At 65.1% G+C, this 16,071-nt stretch carries 15 protein-coding genes; 8 read left to right on the forward strand and 7 right to left on the reverse strand.

Annotation, left to right across the window (positions count from 1 at the left end; genetic code table 11):
• Positions 1-94: 94 nt before the first annotated feature.
• From IVB46_RS16215 to IVB46_RS16235, 5 genes are all read left to right on the forward strand, one after another.
• A complete protein-coding gene (locus IVB46_RS16215; protein WP_247302409.1) occupies positions 95-1,555 on the forward strand; it encodes a glycerol-3-phosphate dehydrogenase in 1,461 nt (486 codons plus the stop codon).
• 75 nt (positions 1,556-1,630) lie between these two features.
• Entirely contained in the window at positions 1,631-2,788 is a 1,158-nt protein-coding gene (locus IVB46_RS16220; RefSeq protein ID WP_247302411.1) for an ABC transporter ATP-binding protein, read from the forward strand.
• On the forward strand, positions 2,785-3,699 hold the full coding sequence (locus IVB46_RS16225; RefSeq protein ID WP_135216409.1) for an ABC transporter permease: 915 nt from the start codon (positions 2,785-2,787) through the stop codon (positions 3,697-3,699). Before IVB46_RS16220 ends, IVB46_RS16225 begins: the two co-directional genes overlap by 4 nt.
• Before the next feature lie 4 nt (positions 3,700-3,703).
• Positions 3,704-4,516, forward strand: a complete 813-nt coding sequence (locus IVB46_RS16230; protein ID WP_247302413.1) for an ABC transporter permease subunit — start codon at positions 3,704-3,706, stop codon at positions 4,514-4,516.
• Positions 4,517-4,529: 13 nt separating this feature from the next.
• Positions 4,530-5,027: a DUF6622 family protein gene (locus IVB46_RS16235; RefSeq protein WP_247343087.1), complete on the forward strand. Its 498-nt coding sequence runs from the start codon at positions 4,530-4,532 to the stop codon at positions 5,025-5,027.
• On the opposite strand, the gene IVB46_RS16240 is transcribed toward IVB46_RS16235, so the two are convergent.
• From IVB46_RS16240 to IVB46_RS16260, 5 genes are all read right to left on the reverse strand, one after another.
• Positions 5,028-6,020 (reverse strand): hypothetical protein, encoded by a 993-nt coding sequence (locus IVB46_RS16240; protein WP_247302416.1) that lies wholly within the window; start codon positions 6,018-6,020, stop codon positions 5,028-5,030.
• Between the two features lie 211 nt (positions 6,021-6,231).
• Positions 6,232-7,098, reverse strand: a complete 867-nt coding sequence (locus IVB46_RS16245; RefSeq protein WP_028151662.1) for a carbohydrate ABC transporter permease — start codon at positions 7,096-7,098, stop codon at positions 6,232-6,234.
• Positions 7,095-7,967: a sugar ABC transporter permease gene (locus tag IVB46_RS16250; RefSeq protein ID WP_028151661.1), complete on the reverse strand. Its 873-nt coding sequence runs from the start codon at positions 7,965-7,967 to the stop codon at positions 7,095-7,097. The genes IVB46_RS16245 and IVB46_RS16250 overlap by 4 nt, the downstream gene beginning before the upstream one ends.
• A gap of 97 nt (positions 7,968-8,064) precedes the next feature.
• On the reverse strand, positions 8,065-9,450 hold the full coding sequence (locus IVB46_RS16255) for an ABC transporter substrate-binding protein (RefSeq protein ID WP_071909773.1): 1,386 nt from the start codon (positions 9,448-9,450) through the stop codon (positions 8,065-8,067).
• Positions 9,451-9,658: 208 nt separating this feature from the next.
• Positions 9,659-11,548 carry an AsmA family protein gene (locus IVB46_RS16260; protein WP_247302571.1) on the reverse strand — a complete coding sequence of 630 codons (1,890 nt, stop codon included), beginning with the start codon at positions 11,546-11,548 and terminating at the stop codon, positions 9,659-9,661.
• 272 nt (positions 11,549-11,820) lie between these two features.
• Between IVB46_RS16260 and IVB46_RS16265 the strand changes: the two genes are divergently transcribed.
• The 3 genes from IVB46_RS16265 to IVB46_RS16275 are packed head-to-tail and all read left to right on the forward strand — an operon-like array spanning position 11,821 to position 13,853.
• Positions 11,821-12,528 (forward strand): CoA transferase subunit A, encoded by a 708-nt coding sequence (locus tag IVB46_RS16265; protein WP_028151658.1) that lies wholly within the window; start codon positions 11,821-11,823, stop codon positions 12,526-12,528.
• A 16-nt stretch (positions 12,529-12,544) separates the two neighbouring features.
• Positions 12,545-13,195, forward strand: a complete 651-nt coding sequence (locus IVB46_RS16270; protein ID WP_011089829.1) for a 3-oxoacid CoA-transferase subunit B — start codon at positions 12,545-12,547, stop codon at positions 13,193-13,195.
• Positions 13,196-13,217: 22 nt separating this feature from the next.
• Positions 13,218-13,853 (forward strand): GNAT family N-acetyltransferase, encoded by a 636-nt coding sequence (locus IVB46_RS16275; RefSeq protein WP_247302418.1) that lies wholly within the window; start codon positions 13,218-13,220, stop codon positions 13,851-13,853.
• 98 nt (positions 13,854-13,951) lie between these two features.
• Here the strand turns inward: IVB46_RS16275 and IVB46_RS16280 are convergent, their stop codons facing one another.
• Both IVB46_RS16280 and nirK read right to left on the reverse strand, forming a co-directional pair.
• Positions 13,952-14,830: an SUMF1/EgtB/PvdO family nonheme iron enzyme gene (locus IVB46_RS16280; protein ID WP_247302420.1), complete on the reverse strand. Its 879-nt coding sequence runs from the start codon at positions 14,828-14,830 to the stop codon at positions 13,952-13,954.
• Positions 14,831-14,882: 52 nt separating this feature from the next.
• Complete coding sequence (gene nirK / locus IVB46_RS16285) at positions 14,883-15,980, reverse strand: copper-containing nitrite reductase (RefSeq protein WP_247343090.1); 1,098 nt, start codon at positions 15,978-15,980, stop codon at positions 14,883-14,885.
• Positions 15,981-16,071: the final 91 nt, after the last annotated feature.

A 16,071-nucleotide genomic window follows, 5' to 3' on the forward strand; every position in this document is an offset into this window, starting at 1 on the left:
CGCGTCAAAACAAGAATCCAAAGCCTCGTTCCGATTTCATCGGAATGGAAATGGCTCTAGTGATGGCGGGCGCTGGCTCCCATTCGACGGCTTCATGGCGGATTACGACCTTGCGATCATCGGCGGCGGCCTGAACGGTGTCAGCCTCGCCCGCGATGCGGCCGGCCGCGGCCTGCGGGTCATTCTGCTGGAGCAGGGCGATCTCGGCGGCGCGGCGTCATCCGCGACGCCGCGGCTGATCCATGGCGATCTGTCGGTGCTGGAACGCCGCGGTTTTTGGCGGGTGCGCCGGGCGTTGGCCGAGCGCCGGACCTGGCTTGCCATCGCGCCGCATCTGGTCCGGCCGATGCGTTTCGTGATCCCGGCCCATTCCGAGGAGCGTCCACCCTGGCTGCTGCGCGCCGGCTTGTACCTCTATGACGGCCTCACCGGTCGGAGCGGCCTGCCTGCCGCGACGACCCTCGACATCACGCATCATCCGGTCGGCAACGCGCTGAAGCGCCCGTTCGGAACGGCTTTCGAATATTCGGACTGCGTCGTCGATGATTCCCGCCTGGTGGTGCTGACGGCGCTGGACGCCGCCGAACGCGGCGCTGCGATCCGGACCGGGGCGCGCTGTGTCCGCGCCGATCGAACCGACACATGGCGCCTCGCGGTGGTCGATCGTGGCCATCGCCGCGTGGTCACGGCCCGGGCGCTGGCCAATGCCACCGGCGGCTGGACGTCGATCGTCGCAGAGACCGTGCTGCGCCAGCCGCAGCCTGCCATGGCGGCCATGCAGATGAGCCAGATCATCGTGCCGCGGCTGTTCGAGTCCGATAACGTCTACGTCTTCCAAAACAGCGATGGGCGGCTGATCTTCGCGAGCCCCCTTGAGCGCGATTTCACGCTGATCGGCACGGTCACTCGTGATTTCACCGGTGATCCCGCGATCGTGGCGATGCCTGGGGTTGACGTCAGCTATCTCTGCGAGGCCGCCAGCCGCTATTTCCGCGAGCGCGTCGCGCCCACCGACGTGGTGCGCGCGGTCTCCGGCGTCAACCTGACGCTGGCGTCCGTGCGGCGGCGCGACGGGACGACGCTGTTCCACGCGCGCCGGCGCAAGGCGCCGCTGATCACGATGTTCGGCGGCGACGTCACCACCTCGCGCCTGCGCGCCGAGCGGGCGGTGACGAGGCTGACGCCGTTCTATCCGATGTCGCCGCCCTGGACGGCTCGCGCCGCGTTGCCCGGCGGAGACTTTGCCTGGGATCGTTTCGACACCGAAGTCGACCTCGCCCGCGACCGCTGGCGCTTTCTCGGGGAGACGCAGGCCCACCGCCTGGTTGCGGCCTATGGCTCGCGCTTGCCGGCCGTGCTCGGCGAGGCGAAGGCCCGCGACGAGCTCGGCCCCGCCTTCGGCCCCGAACTGACCGGCGCCGAAGTGCGCTATCTGATGACCCGGGAATGGGCCCGTTTTCCCGAGGATATTCTGTGGCGGCGTTCCAAGCTCGGCCTGACGATACCTGCGGCGGATCGCGACGCGCTGGCCGCGTTCATGGCGAATGTGATGTGAACGACGCGCCCCGAACCGGTTGAGCTGGGGACGATCGGCCGCTAGCGTGCGGCGGAATCGGGGTTGGCAGGGACCATGACGGACGAATTGCCCAAGATAGACGCCGGCGCGGATGCGCTTCCCGCGGCGGGGCAGCCGCTGCTGCGCATCGAGGGCGTCGCCAAGACGTTCGGGACGTTCCGGGCCGTGGACGGCGTGTCGCTCGACATCAAGGCCGGCGAGTTCTTTGCGCTGCTCGGGCCCAGCGGCTGCGGCAAGACCACGCTGCTGCGCATGCTCGCCGGGTTCGAGGCGCCGGACGAGGGACGCATCCTGCTCGGCGGCCGGGACATCGCGCAGGCGCTGCCGCATGAACGCCCGATCAACATGATGTTCCAGAACTACGCGCTGTTTCCGCATCTCTCCGTGCGTGACAACATCGCCTTCGGCCTGAAGCGGGCCGGCATGGCGCGTGCCGACATCGCCACGCGCGTGGCGGAAATGATTGCGCTGGTGAAGCTCGAGGGGCTGGAAAAGCGCAAGCCCGACCAGCTCTCCGGCGGTCAGCGTCAGCGCGTGGCGCTGGCGCGTGCATTGGCGCGCCGGCCGCAGCTTCTGCTGCTCGATGAGCCCCTCGCGGCGCTCGACAAGAAGCTGCGCGAGAGCACGCAGGGCGAGCTGATGGAGCTGCAGCGCCGGCTCGGCATGACCTTCATCATCGTCACCCACGATCAGGAGGAAGCCATGACCATGGCAAGCCGGATCGGCGTGATGAAGGCCGGCAAGCTCGCCCAGGTCGCGAGCCCCCGCGAACTCTATGAAGCGCCGCGCTCGCGCTGGATCGCGGAGTTCGTCGGCGACATCAATCTGTTCGACGGCGAGTCCAAATTGCGCGACGGCCATCGTCTGATCATCGGCACGCGCGATGCGGGTGCGCTGGTGGTGGCCGAGCCGCGCGAAGGCGTCGGCGCGGGAAAATTGTCGGTCGCGATCCGCCCCGAGAAGGTCAAGCTGTCGCGCCGCGGTCCGGTGAGCGAGGCCGGTCGTGAGACGGCGATCAACAGCCTGGACGGCGTGGTCGCCGACATCTGCTATCTCGGCGGCACCACCACCTACAAGGTGAAGCTCGATGCCGGCGGAATCGTGCAGGCGTCGGTCCCCAACAGCGCGCGCCTCGACGTCGACGCCTACAGCCTGAACCAGCGTGTCGTCGCCTGGTTCACGCCCGACGACTGCGTGGTGCTGCAATCATGAGCTCGCGCCGCATCTTCGCAAGGCCGGCGCGCTTTGCCGCGATCGCGCCCTATGTCTGGATGGTGCTGTTCTTCCTGGTGCCGTTCGGCTTCGTGCTCAAGATCAGCCTGTCGCAGACGGCGATCGCGCAGCCGCCCTACGAGCCGGTGTTCGACCTGATGGCGGGATGGGAGGCGCTCAAGGCAGCGTTCGCCGCGCTGTCGATCGACAATTTCAAGCTGCTCGCCTCAGACGACATCTACGTGTTCGCCTATGTGCGCAGCCTCACCGTCGCCGTCACCGCGACTGCGCTATTGCTCGTGATCGGCTATCCCATCGCCTACGGCATGGCGCGGTTGCCGAAGCGCTGGCAGGCGGTGGCGATGGTGCTGGTGATCGTGCCGTTCTGGACCTCGTTCCTGATCCGCATCTATGCCTGGATCAACATCCTCCAGCATGACGGCCTGCTGAACCAGATCCTGCTCGCGCTGCATCTGGTCAGCCAGCCGGTGGTGTGGCTCTCGACCGACACCGCGATGTATATCGGCATCGTCTATTCCTATCTGCCGTTCATGATCCTGCCACTCTACGCCACGCTCGCGAAAATGGAGCCGGTGCTGGAGGAGGCGGCCTCTGATCTCGGCGCGCCGCCCTGGCAGGTGTTCTGGCTCGTCACCTTTCCGCTGTCGCTGCCCGGCGTCGGGGCCGGCGTGCTGCTGTGCTTCATCCCCATCGTGGGCGAGTTCGTGATCCCGGACCTTCTGGCCGGTTCCAATTCGCTGATGATCGGCCAGACCCTGTGGCTCGAATTCTTCACCAACAAGGACTGGCCGGTGGCTTCCGCTGCGGCGATCGTGCTGCTGGTGGTGCTGCTGGTGCCGCTGCTGCTGTACGAGCGGCTGCAGAAGCGGCAGCTGGAACAGGGGCGCTGAAGCGATGCGCAAGGTCTCCCGCCTGTCCCGCTTCAACATCGCCTCGCTCGCATTGGGCCTGGCATTCCTCTATCTGCCGATCCTCATCCTCGTCATCTACTCCTTCAATGCCTCGCGGCTGGTGACGGTGTGGGGCGGCTGGTCGCTGCGCTGGTACCACGAGTTCTTCAACGACCGCGCCATGATCGAGGCGGCCTGGATGAGCCTGCGGGTCGCGGTCTCCTCCGCGACCATCGCCACGTTGCTCGGCACGCTCGCCGCCGTTGCGCTGTCGCGCGGCGAGCGCTTTCGCGGCAGCACGCTGTTCTCGGGCATGCTCTACGCGCCGCTGGTGATGCCGGAGGTGATCACCGGATTGTCGCTATTGCTGCTGTTCGTCGCGCTCAACGCCGAGCGCGGCTTCTGGACGGTGACGATCGCCCACACCACGCTGACGATGTGCTTCGTCGCGGTGGTCGTGCAGTCCCGCCTCGGCTCGCTCGACCGTTCGCTGGAGGAGGCGGCGATGGATCTCGGCTGCAACCCGGTTCGCGCCTTCGTCGCCGTGACGCTGCCGCTGATCGCGCCCGCGATCGTGGCGGGCTGGATGCTGGCCTTCACGCTGTCGCTCGATGATCTCGTGATCGCGAGCTTCACCACCGGCCCCGGCTCGGCGACGCTGCCGATCCGGATCTACTCGGAGGTGCGGCTTGGCGTGAAGCCCGAGATCAACGCGATCTGCACGCTGGTGATCGCCCTGATCGCGGTGGTCATCGTCATCGCCTCGCTTGCCTCGAAACTCTCGAGCTCGCAGGGCGAGAGCGCGGCGCCGCTGTAGGCGAGGAGCAATCATGACATTCGCCTACCAGGTCCTGATCCATACGCCGGTCTGGGTCTGGATGCTGCTCGCTTTTCTGGTGTGGCAGGGCGTTCAGGCGATGCAGCCGCGCACGACGCCGATCTGGCGCGCGCTGATCGTGCCGGTCGTGTTCATCGTCTGGGGGATTTCGCGGCTCGGCTTCGGCCACCAAGACAGCGTTTGGCCGCTGGTCGCATGGATCGCGGCCGCGCTGGCGCTGCTGCCTCTTGGCGTGCTGACGCCGCGCCCGTTCGACGTCGATCACCCGACCGGGCAGATCATCCGTCCGGGCAGTCCATTTGGTCTGGTCCGCAACCTCATTGTCTTCGCCTCGCAATATGCGGTCGGCGTGATCTCGGCGATCGATGCGGGCGACCGCGCGCTGGCGATCGTCGCCGGCCGCGCCATCTCGGGCGCGACCGCCGGCTACTTCATCGGCTCGACGATTGCCCTGCTGGTCGCGTATCGACACAAGAGCGCGGAGAGATGATCAGCGTGACCGGGTTGCGCGTTTCGCGGCCTTGGTGCCCGTAGAACGCGATTGCGTTGCGGAAGTCGCGATGGGCGCCGCATATCGCGCGCGCACCGCGCCCTGCATCGCGGCACCGAGCTGCCGCAGCGCGAGGCTGTCGAGCGGAAACTCGAGCAGGATGTGGATCAGGCTCAGCGCCAGCAGGAAGGTGAAGCCGAAAGCGTAGTCGTAGAAGTACAGCGCGGTGGAGGCGGCGCTTGCGGCGGCCATCGCCGCCAGCCGCGCCTTGGGCACCTCAGTCCAGCGGATGACGTCGGCTTTGATGAACCAGTTGAGGTAGTGGTAGGTGTAGACGAAGGCGAGCAGGCTCGTCAGCCGGGTGTCGAGGACGAGGCCGGGGACTCCGAACAGCCGGCCCAGCGCCGGACCGACATTGCCGAAATAGTCCTGTCCGACCCGGGCAAAGCTCGGGATCCGGATTTCGGCCGTTGGCGGCAGCAACAGGATCGTGGCGACCGCAATCAGGTAGACGACCACCAGCGCAGCCTGCACGCGGCTGCCCGACCGGTGCGCGCCGAGCACCATGAAGATCAGCGTGAACAGCGAGACGTGGATCAGGGTCGGAATCAGGATACCGATGACCGCAAGCGACGATCCGCTCGAATACATGATCGCGGACAGGGCGATCGCCACCATGAACAGCAGCATGCTCTCGATCGCGGAGGTGGTAGCTGCCAGCATGGCGCAGACGACCAGCGCGCCCCACATCGCAAAGCCGAACCACGAGGCGTTGTCGATCAGCACCGCGACCACGGCGACGATCGCGAGCACCGCCGCGATCCCGCGATGGGGCAGATAATAGCTGCGATCGTGCAGCCACGAGATCTCGGTGAAGTAGTGCGCCGGGCCAAGCACGACATAGGCCAGCAGCAGTAGCTCGAACGGCACCAGATAGGACGCCGCGAACGCCAGCAGCATCAGGCCGAGATGGATCGCGTCGTTGCCGCGCATGGTGACGTGCCCCGTGACAGGGCTGCGAGGTTAGAGCAGGCGTGGACAACCCGCAATTGTCCACGTCGTCGCTCGAACGCCCTGCTTGCGGCGACGCGATGCGTCCGGGAGCGATTTCGAGCGAAGTGGATACCGGTTCGCGTAAGGAAAACGCGTCAAAACAAGAATCGAGAGCCCCGTTCCGATTCCATCGGAACGAGGCTCTCGATTGTCAGGACTTCACTGCGCCTGCCGTGAGCCCGCCCACCATGTAGCGGCGGAAGGCGTAGTAGACCGCGGCCGGCGGCAGCGCGTAAATGAAGCCGGTGGTCATCAACAGCTCCCAGGGCGAATCGTCGGCAGCGAGGAAGTTGCCGAGCGCGACGGGGAGGGTGATCTCGCGGTCGTTGGACAGAAGCAGGAACGCGTAGAGATATTCGTTCCAGGCGAGCAGCACCGCATAGGTGCCGATCGCGACCAGCGAGGGCATCATCAGCGGCAGGTAGACCAGGCGGAAGATCTGGAGCGTCGTGGCGCCGTCCATCACCGCGGCTTCATCCAGCTCGACCGGCAGCTTGTCGGAGGCCTGCTTGAGCACCCAGATCGCGTAGGGGCTGGCGATCGTCACCATGGCCAGGATCAGCGACCAGTGATTGTTGAGCAGGCCGTAATTGCCCATGGTGCGGTACATCGGCACGGCGAGGAACGCCGCGGGGATGAAATAGGTGAAGAGCGCGAGGTTCAACACGGTGCGGCCGCCCGGCACCTTCAATCGCGAGATCGCGAACGCCGCGGCAGTGGCGATGAACAGCGTCAGCACGCCGACGGAGACCGCGATCACCGTCGAGTTCCAGAACTGGATGTAGAAGTCGCGCAGGAAGTAGTGCTGCTGTTTGAACACGATCTCGAAGTTGTGGAGCGTCGGATGATCCGGCCACAGCTTGCCCGAGAACGCGTCCTCCTTCGGGGAGATCGCGAACAGGAACATGTGGTAGATCGGAATCATCGTCCACAGGAAGACGGGAATACCGATCAGCAGCAGCCGCGCTTCGATCGCGACGTCGCGCCAGGAAAATTCGCTTACGCCGGGAAGCTTCATCGCGACAACCGTTTCATCATAAAGTACACGAGCGGCAGGACGAACGGCATCGCGCAGACGATGGAGGCCATCGCTAGCGAGAGCTGGTCGAGCCGGAGATAGCGGATACCGAGCGTCGCCAGCACGTGCGTGAGGTCAGCCGGGCCACCGCCGGTGAGCAGATAGACGCTGTTGAAATCGCCGAGCGTCCAGATCATCGAGAGCAGCGTGCAGGTGATGTAGAGCGTCTGCATCGACGGCCAGGTGATGTAGCGGAATTTCTGCCACCAGCTCGCGCCATCGACCTCGGCGGCCTCGAACAGATCGTGCGCGATCGCAAGGCGTCCGGTGATCAGGATCAGCGTCCAGAACGGCAGTGATTTCCAGATGTGCACGCCGATGGCCATGCTCAGCGCCACGGCGGGGTCGTTCAGCCAGTTCGGGCCGTCATCGCCGGTGAGGGAGAAGATGAGGTGGTTGACCACGCCCCATTCGGGATTGAACATGAAGCGCACCGACAGGATGGTCGGGATCGACGGCACCGCCCAGGGCAGGATGAAGATCACCGAGAGCCATTTGATCCAGGTGCGCTGCTGCGCGAAGAAGCCGGACAGGAACAACGCGATCAGCATCTTGATGTTGATGCCGATGACCAGGAAGATCAGCGTGTTGACCGCGGCGCGCGCGAAGATCGGATCGTGAAACAGCGCGACATAATTCGACGGGGCCCGCGCCAGCCACAGCCCGTAGCAGACGGGATATACGACGAAGGCGAGGAAGACGAGCAGATAGGGCGCGAGCAGCACGATGCCCCAGACCTGCGCCGGGGTCAGCCGCGACGACAAGGGCGGAGCGGGCATCGACTGATCGCCAGAGAGCGTAATCGCCATTCTTCAGGACTCTTTGAAAGGACTTCCGGCCGCACGAGGCGGCCGGTATTAGCGTTTCGCCTCTCCCCGCGCCAGCGGGGAGAGGAAGAAAGAAGCTTTAGCCTGCAACCTGCTTGATGCGGACGATCAGCTCGTCGACGGCCTTGTCGACCGGGACCTTTTCGCTGACGACCCGGTTCATCGCCTTGGCCCAGACGTTCTCGTTGTTGAGGATCGTGAACTTCCAGTTCTTGGTGAAGTCGAACGCGGCGGTACCGCCGGTGAACTGGGCGTAGACCGCCTTGCGATGCTTGTCGGCCTGCCAGAACGGGCTGGCCTGGCTTTCCTTCGTCACCGGGAACCAGCGGCCGAGCGCGCCCTCGATATAGGGACGAACATTCTCTTCCTGGAGCAGGAAGCTGATGAACTGCTTGGCCTCGGCCTTGTTCTTGGCCGCGGTGAACACCAGCCCGGTCTTGACGTCGGAGCGGTAGCGGATGGTCGAACCGTCGGGCGCCTTCGGGAAGGACGCCGTGACGATGTCCTGCTCATAGGCCTTCTTGCCGGCGTCGCGCTGCTCCTGCGTGAGCGCCTGGTTCTGCGAGTCCTCGAACCACTTCGCCGCGATCGAGATCGTGAAGTTGTGGGTCATCACGATGGTCTTGTTGTGGAACGCGACGTTGTTGTCGGGGTCCTTCCAGGTTGTGGAAGAGGGCGGCGTGCAGCCCTTGATATAGGTATCGGTATAATCCTTCAGCGCGCTGATCAAATTCTCGCGCACCTTGGGATCGTCGACCAGGAGCTTGCCGTCGTCGTCGACCAGCTTGACGTGGTAGGCGTCCATGAAGGTGTAGAACGACTGGAAGGCGTCGGTGGATTCCACGCCCATCGGCTGGCCGACGCCGTAGATGCGCTGGCCGGTGGCTTTACGGATACCCGGCTGCACCTTGTCGCACCAGAACGTCCAGTAGCCCGCCCAGTCAGTCGGGATGTCGGCGAGCTTGAAGCCGGCCTTTTCCAGCATGTCGTTCCAGATCTCGACATGCATGCTCTGCTGCTTCAGCGGGAAGCCGTAATAGGCCTTCTTCTTGGTGACGTCGTTATAGAGGATCGACGCGTCCAGCGTGTTCTGCACGAACCGGCCCTTGATCGGCTCCATGACGTCCGTGAGGTCCTCGAGCTTGCCCTCATAGGCCCACTTGCCCTGCGCCTGCACGTCGTAGGAATCGGAATAGGCGACATCGGGCACGGTGCCGGCATCGAGCGCGGCCACCGTCTTCGGAATCATGTCCTGGATCGCATACTGCGACAATTCGACCTTGATGCCGGTCTTGGCTTCGAACTTCTTGATCGTCTCGATCAGCGCGTCGTCTTCGGACCGATAGAAGCCCTTGCCCCACCAGACCGTGATCGTCTTCTGCTGCGCAAAGGCGGGTGCAGTGGCCGCAAAAAGCCCAACCGCAGCGACCGCCAATGAAACTGCGCCAATAACCTTGGATCTCACGTTTTTCTCCCTCAAACGGCCGGTGTTTTTAACCGGTCGTATAAAACACTAGCGCATGGCCGTCAGCCGATCTAGCGGCATCTTGTCAGACATAGGTCGTGGGGTGTCGGGCCAGCGGAGATGCTTAATCCGCGCATCGATCCAATCGCCGCATCAATTCGGCCGGATCAATTCGCGATGGTCCGGCAGCGCCGGACGATCGCCGTCCTCAGTTGGACTTCGCGTTTTCCTTGGCGTTCTCGGCCGTCGGCGAATCTGGCGGCGCAGGGTGCTTCTCGCCGGTGATGCGCCGCTTCAGGAGGTCCAGGAAGGGGGACGCCGCAGGTGACTGGCGGATCAAGCTTTCGGGGTCGGGGAAGATCAGCGGATCGTCCCAGGGACCCTGCACCATGAAGGGCAATTGAAAGCCGGACGTCGTATTGAGGCTCGCCACGCCCTTCATGTCGTATTCGCGCGTCGGCACCGAGGCAGTGCCCGTCAGCGTGATCTTCGCAGCCGGCCCCTCGATGCGGATGTCCTCGGCGGTGGCGATCCCATCGGAGAATTTCACCGCGATGGTGAGGGTGTCATAAGGGGTCGAGCCGTTGCGGAAATTGCCGCCACCCGACAGCGGCCGCCGCTCCAGCCGCTTCAGGAGCTGCTCGGCGTTGAAGCCCGAGATCGCACCGTCGTGCCCGGTCACGGTGGCAGTGCCGTCGAGCGACTGCACGAGGCCGAACGGGCTGGAGCCGGAGGCCAGCAGCGAGACGTTGATGTTGCCGCGGCCGGACAGCTTGTTGAGGCCGAACAATTCGGAGGCGCAGGCCTGAAGATCGACATCGGTGAACTGGAATTGCGCCTTGACGTCGGCGACGGTGTCGGAGCGCGCGATCCCGAACGAGCCCTTGGCGATGCCGCCATAGACCTGAGCTTCGCCGACCGAGAGCGCCAGCGTGCCGTTGCGCAGATTGGCGCCGATCGCGGTGCGGCCGAGCTTCGACGTCCCGACTGTCAGCCTGGCTGCCGACAGGCGCATGTCGAGGTCGGTGGTCGAAAGCCCGTTGAGATCGAACAGCTGCCTGTTCCAGTCGCGGGCGCCGCTGGCGAGCAGGCGGAAGGTCGAAATATAAGGTGTGAAGTCGAGCGCGTCGGCGGCAAGCGTCGCTTGCAGCGTCTGCCGGCCGTTATTGGCGTAGGTCATCACGCCCTCGGCGGTGTTGCCGTCGAGCTCGACATTGACGTTGGTGAGCGCGATCGAGGCGCCGACGACATTGGCGCGCGCCTTCAGCGCGAAGCGGCCGAAGCCGCCGCTGCCGGGCTGCGGCTGACCGGTCCAGCGCAGCGCGTTGCGCAAGGACGGGCTGTCGATGGTGAGCGTGCCTTCCATCATCGGGCTGGTGCGGTTGGCGACGCTGCCGTCGAAGGCAAGCTTGAGCGGGGCGCTGGCGATCCGCGCCTTCAGCCCGGAGCGGTCGCCGGAGAGGGCGGCGACGAAATCGGCGAAGCTGATCGAGCCGTCGACGCGCTCGCCGCGCCAGTCGAATTGTCCGGTCGCGGCGAAGGACCGCGAGATCGAGGGCCAGGCCAGCGACAGGTCGATGTCCTCGAACTTCTCGGCGGCGTGGGTGGTGGCGTCCTCGTAATTGAGCACACCATCCTGGATCCTGATCTCGGAGAACGACACCTGGTTCTCGGCGCCCGGCTTCATGGTGCGCGCAATGGTCTGGATGAAGGGCGTCCAGTTGCTTTCGCCATCCTGCTTCAGGCTGACATGGATGCGCGGCCGCAGCAGGGTCAGGTCGGCGATCTCGAACCGCTGCAGCAGCAGCGGCAGCAGCCGGAGATTGGCGGTGAGCACGTCGACATGGAGCGCGGGATCGCTGGTGCCGCCGCCCTTCAGGCCGACGTCATGGAACGAAATGTAGCTTGCCGGCAGCAGCGAAATGTCGATGCTGCCTGCCACGCTGAGCTCGAGCCCGGTGACGTCGCGGATCTGCGTTTCCACCGCCTTGCGCAGCGCGTCGCGGTTGATGAGCCAGGAGGTCGCGATCAGGGCGATCAGCGCGAGGCCGAGCAGCGCCGCGATCGGCGTCCCGAGGCGCTTCATTCCTTGGGCCATGGTCAATGGCATGTCCTGATCGGGTTGGTCGCTGGAGCCAGAAGAGCGGACCGGGAAACCTGCGTGCCCACGCCCAACCCCCGCAACTTGATGGGTTTTCTTGTCGCTTTCAAGGCCGCGGACGGGTCTGCCCACGGCGTGGGCAGCTTCTATCACCGGAGGACGGAACGGAGAACCCCGTATCATTGACGGCTTTGGACGATTTCGCCTAATAATCGCCGCCAATGAGGCGCGACGCCTGCCAGCCGAAGGTTCACCCAAAGGTTATTTGCATGAACAAGGTCTATCCCGACGCCAAGTCGGCTCTCGAAGGCGTTCTGAAAGACAACATGATGATCATGTCGGGCGGCTTCGGCCTCTGCGGCATTGCCGAGGAGCTGTCGGACGCGATCCGCGAGTCCGGCGTCAAGGGCCTGACGGTCGTCTCCAACAATGCCGGCGTCGACGGGATCGGCCTCAGCCGCCTGCTCGAAACCCGCCAGATCAAGAAGATGATTTCGTCCTATGTCGGCGAGAACAAGCTGTTCGCCCAGCAATTCCTGGCCGGCGAGCTGGAACTCGAATTCAATCCGCAGGGCACGCTGGCCGAGCGCATCCGCGCCGGCGGCGCCGGTATCCCGGCCTTCTACACCAAGACCGGTGTCGGCACGCTGATCGCTGAAGGCAAGGAAGTGAAGGAGTTCGACGGCGAGAAGTACCTGATGGAGCGCGGCCTGTTCGCCGACCTCGCCATCGTGCACGCCTGGAAGGGCGACACCGCCGGCAACCTCATCTACCGCAAGACCGCGCGCAACTTTAATCCGATGATGGCGACCGCCGCCAAGATCACGGTGGCCGAGGTCGAGCATCTGGTTCCGGCCGGTGAACTCAATCCCGACCACATCCACACGCCCGGCATCTTCGTGAAGCGCATCGTCGAGGTCGGCACGGCCAAGAAGCGCATCGAATTCCGCAACACCCGCCCGCGCACCGCCGCTTAAGCGTCAGGAGACTCACATGGCCTGGACCCGTGAACAGATGGCTGCGCGCGCCGCCAAGGAACTGCGCGACGGCTACTACGTCAATCTCGGCATCGGCATCCCGACGCTGGTCTCGAACTTCATCCCCGATGGCGTCGATGTCAGCCTCCAGAGCGAGAACGGCATGCTCGGCATGGGCCCGTTCCCCTATGAGGACGAGGTGGATGCCGACCTCATCAATGCCGGCAAGCAGACCGTGAGCGAGCTGCCCTCGACCTCGTATTTCTCGAGCGCGGATTCTTTCGGGATGATCCGCGGCGGCCACATGGACCTGTCGATCCTCGGCGCCATGCAGGTGGCCCAGAACGGCGATCTCGCCAATTGGATGATCCCCGGCAAGATGGTCAAGGGCATGGGCGGCGCGATGGATCTCGTCGCCGGCGTCAAGCGCGTCGTCGTCGTGATGGAGCATTCGGCCAAGGACGGCTCGAAGCTGCTGAAGAAGTGCAATCTGCCGCTGACCGGCGAGCGCGTGGTCGACATGGTCGTCACCGATCTCGCCGTCTTCACCATCGACAAGCACGGCGACGGCGGCATGGCCCTGATCGAGCTCGCCGACGGCGTCTCGCTCGACGAGGTCAAGGCCAAGACCGAGGCCGAATTCCGCGTCGCGCTGAAGAATACGTAAGGTCGTCGCAACGGGGGCGCGCATGACGATACGGTCTGCGCGTCCCGAAGACGCCGATTTCATCGCACAAACTATCCTGTCGTCGCAGCGCGGCTATCGGCCGCGCGGCTGGTTCGACGTCACGCTCGGCTGGTCCCAGGCACAGTGCCGCGATTTCATCGCGCGCGTCACGACCGCGCACGCGGTGTCGATGTGGCATGTCTCGCAATTCCTGATCGCCGAGATCGATGGCAAGCCTGCTGCCGCGTTGTGCGCACTGCCGGCGGCGGGCACGGGACCTGCGGCCTGGCGTGCCATCGAGGAGGTCGGTGCCGCGACGGGGCTTGCCGCGCCGGAGCTGGAAGCCATCCGTCGCCGCGGCACCTACACGCGCGCCTGCTGGGTTCAGGGCGGCGAGGGCGACTGGATGATCGAGCACGTCGCGACCGATCCCGCCCATGGCGGTCGCGGTTTCGTGCAGGCGTTGCTTGCGCACGCACTCGATAAGGGACGAGCGGCCGGATTTGCCCGCGCGACGATATCGTTCCTGATCGGCAATCAGCCGGCCGAACGCGCCTACGCCAAGGCAGGATTTGTCTTCGCCGAAGAGAAGCGCGATCCCGCGTTCGAGGCGATCATCGGCGCGCCCGGATTTCGCATGTTTGCGCGAACGATGTGATGCGCCGTAGCCCGGATGGAGCGTAGCGAAATCCGGGGTGCTCGTGGATGGTCCGATCCCGGATTGCGCTGCGCTCCATCCGGGCTACTCGGCGATACCTACGACCGCGCCGCCCACACCTTGCCCCACCGCGCCGACACGCTTGCGACCCATGACGGCTCCTCGCGCACCAGGCGGAAGCCGAGATTGGCGGGCGGCACGCCCTGTGCGCAGCCGCCGGCGCGAGCGTCGCGGATGAAGTCGGTGACGTAGGCGCGGTGCGCGCCCTCGGCGACGCGCACGCCGCAATTCACGGTGGGGCGGCCGGCATTGCCGGCTGCGTCGATCCGCGAGCGCACGAAGCAGGTCGAGGTCCATTCCCAGACATTGCCGGCGAGATCTTCGATACCGTGCTCGTTGGTGCCGAACTTGCCGAACGGATAGGCCGTCGTGTCGGAGAGGTCGCGCTCGGATTCACGCTCGTAGCGGCTGAGCCAGCGCTTTGAAGGATCGTCTGCGTCCACAGGCGCACCGTCGTCCCTGAAACGGGAGCCGGCCGCAAAGGCCCATTCCGCGTCGCTCGGCAGGCGATAGGTGTGGCCGGTCTTGCGCGACAGCCAGCCCGCATAGGCCTGCGCATCGTGCCAGCTCACCTGGACCGCGGGACGATCAGGCGCAATCGCGACGCCGCGATCGAGCGCGCGGCACGCGCCATCCTGCACGCAGAGCTGATAGTCGGATGACGAGACCTGGTGCCGCATGATGTGCAGCGGCCGGTTGAAGCGCATCGCGCGCAGCGGCACTTCGGCCTGTAGCCCCGCGCGGGTGAAATCGCCGGCCTCGCGATAGGAGAGACTGCCCGGCGCGACCCTGACGATGGCAGGCTCCGTCGCCGTGCCATGGACCGCCATGTCCGAGACCAGCGGCGCCACGGCGATCGGCCCTGCGAGCCCAGCGGCGCAGGCGAGCAGCAGTTTCAGCTTGAATGCGATCAGCATGGTCGTCCCCCGAAGAAGGAAGGGGCCGGCGATGACCGGCCCCCTGTCGCGTCTAGTTGGTGTTGGGAGCCGGTATCTCCGCGGGCGCCTTCACCTGGGTCATCAGATCGTCGTTCCACTTGCCTTCGACCTTGAAGTGCGCGGTGGCGCCGAGGTCGGCGGCCTCGATCAGATTATGCGTGACATAGGCGTAGATGCCGGGCTGCAGGAACTTGTAGAGCGCAGCTCCCGCCGAGCCGCCGCGGATGAACCAGGTCTCGAGTCCCGTCTCCGGCGCGTTGGAGAATTTTCCGGTCTCCCAGACATAGTCGCCATGGCCGCCGATCAGGTGCGGACGGCTGTCGCGATTGGCCTGCGAATGCACGATCAGCACGTTCTCGCCGACCTTGGCCGTCAGCGCGTTCTTGCCGGTGAGCGCACCGACCTTGCCGTTGAACACCACGTGGGACGGGATCAGCTTCTTCATCACCTCTTCGGTCTCGGTGAAGGCTTCGCCCGGCGAATCATAGGACTTGAAGTTGCCCTTCTCGTCGCGCGGCACATACATGTCCTGCTCGCCGACATAGTAGACCTTGTCGTATTTCAGCGCGTGGCCCTTGCCGTCGTTCAGTCCGTCGCGCGGAAGCACCATCACCGCGCCATTCATGCCGGAGACGACATGCCAGGGGATCATCGGGCCGCCCGGGGCGCAGTGATAGACGAACACGCCGGTCCGCGTTGCCTTCCAGCGCAGCACGACCTGCTCGCCGGGATTGACCAGCGTGAGCCCGGCGCCGCCGAGCGCGCCGGTCGCGGAGTGGAAGTCGATGTTGTGCGGCATGGTGTTGGTCGCGGGATTGACCAGCGTCACCTCGACGTAGTCGCCTTCATGCACGACCATCAGCGGACCCGGCATCGAGCCGTTGAAGGTCATGGCCTGGAACGTGGTGCCCTTGTCGTCGATGACGACCTTCTTCTCCTCGATGTTGAGCTTGAACTCGACGATCTTGGGCCCCTGCGTCGTGGCCTGCTCGTGCGCGTGCACGAAGGGCGGTGCGACCAGCTCGACCTTCTGCCGCGGCAGCTTGAGGTCGCCGGCGGCGAACGTGGGTGTCGCGAGCATCAGGGCGGTCGCGGCGGCGCTGATCAATGCGGCTCTGCGGGTGAACATCGGAAGCATCCTTCATCTGAAAGGGTTTTGATGACGGATGCAGTCTGCGCCTGTTACGGCAAGAGTGTTTGCGCTGCGACAAGCTTTTGCC

The sequence above is a fragment of the Bradyrhizobium sp. 61 genome (genome assembly GCF_023073075.1).
GTDB lineage: Bacteria > Pseudomonadota > Alphaproteobacteria > Rhizobiales > Xanthobacteraceae > Bradyrhizobium > Bradyrhizobium barranii.

What these genes read in the sequence shown, in the direction of transcription:
- IVB46_RS16215 (WP_247302409.1), top strand. Translation starts at nt 95, where the DNA reads ATGGCGGATTACGACCTTGCGATCATCGGCGGCGGCCTGAACGGTGTC.
- IVB46_RS16220 (WP_247302411.1), top strand. Translation starts at nt 1,631, where the DNA reads ATGACGGACGAATTGCCCAAGATAGACGCCGGCGCGGATGCGCTTCCC.
- IVB46_RS16225 (WP_135216409.1), top strand. Translation starts at nt 2,785, where the DNA reads ATGAGCTCGCGCCGCATCTTCGCAAGGCCGGCGCGCTTTGCCGCGATC.
- IVB46_RS16230 (WP_247302413.1), top strand. Translation starts at nt 3,704, where the DNA reads ATGCGCAAGGTCTCCCGCCTGTCCCGCTTCAACATCGCCTCGCTCGCA.
- IVB46_RS16235 (WP_247343087.1), top strand. Translation starts at nt 4,530, where the DNA reads ATGACATTCGCCTACCAGGTCCTGATCCATACGCCGGTCTGGGTCTGG.
- IVB46_RS16240 (WP_247302416.1), bottom strand. Translation starts at nt 6,020, where the DNA reads ATGCGCGGCAACGACGCGATCCATCTCGGCCTGATGCTGCTGGCGTTC.
- IVB46_RS16245 (WP_028151662.1), bottom strand. Translation starts at nt 7,098, where the DNA reads ATGAAGCTTCCCGGCGTAAGCGAATTTTCCTGGCGCGACGTCGCGATC.
- IVB46_RS16250 (WP_028151661.1), bottom strand. Translation starts at nt 7,967, where the DNA reads ATGGCGATTACGCTCTCTGGCGATCAGTCGATGCCCGCTCCGCCCTTG.
- IVB46_RS16260 (WP_247302571.1), bottom strand. Translation starts at nt 11,548, where the DNA reads ATGGCCCAAGGAATGAAGCGCCTCGGGACGCCGATCGCGGCGCTGCTC.
- IVB46_RS16265 (WP_028151658.1), top strand. Translation starts at nt 11,821, where the DNA reads ATGAACAAGGTCTATCCCGACGCCAAGTCGGCTCTCGAAGGCGTTCTG.
- IVB46_RS16270 (WP_011089829.1), top strand. Translation starts at nt 12,545, where the DNA reads ATGGCCTGGACCCGTGAACAGATGGCTGCGCGCGCCGCCAAGGAACTG.
- IVB46_RS16275 (WP_247302418.1), top strand. Translation starts at nt 13,218, where the DNA reads ATGACGATACGGTCTGCGCGTCCCGAAGACGCCGATTTCATCGCACAA.
- IVB46_RS16280 (WP_247302420.1), bottom strand. Translation starts at nt 14,830, where the DNA reads ATGCTGATCGCATTCAAGCTGAAACTGCTGCTCGCCTGCGCCGCTGGG.
- nirK (WP_247343090.1), bottom strand. Translation starts at nt 15,980, where the DNA reads ATGTTCACCCGCAGAGCCGCATTGATCAGCGCCGCCGCGACCGCCCTG.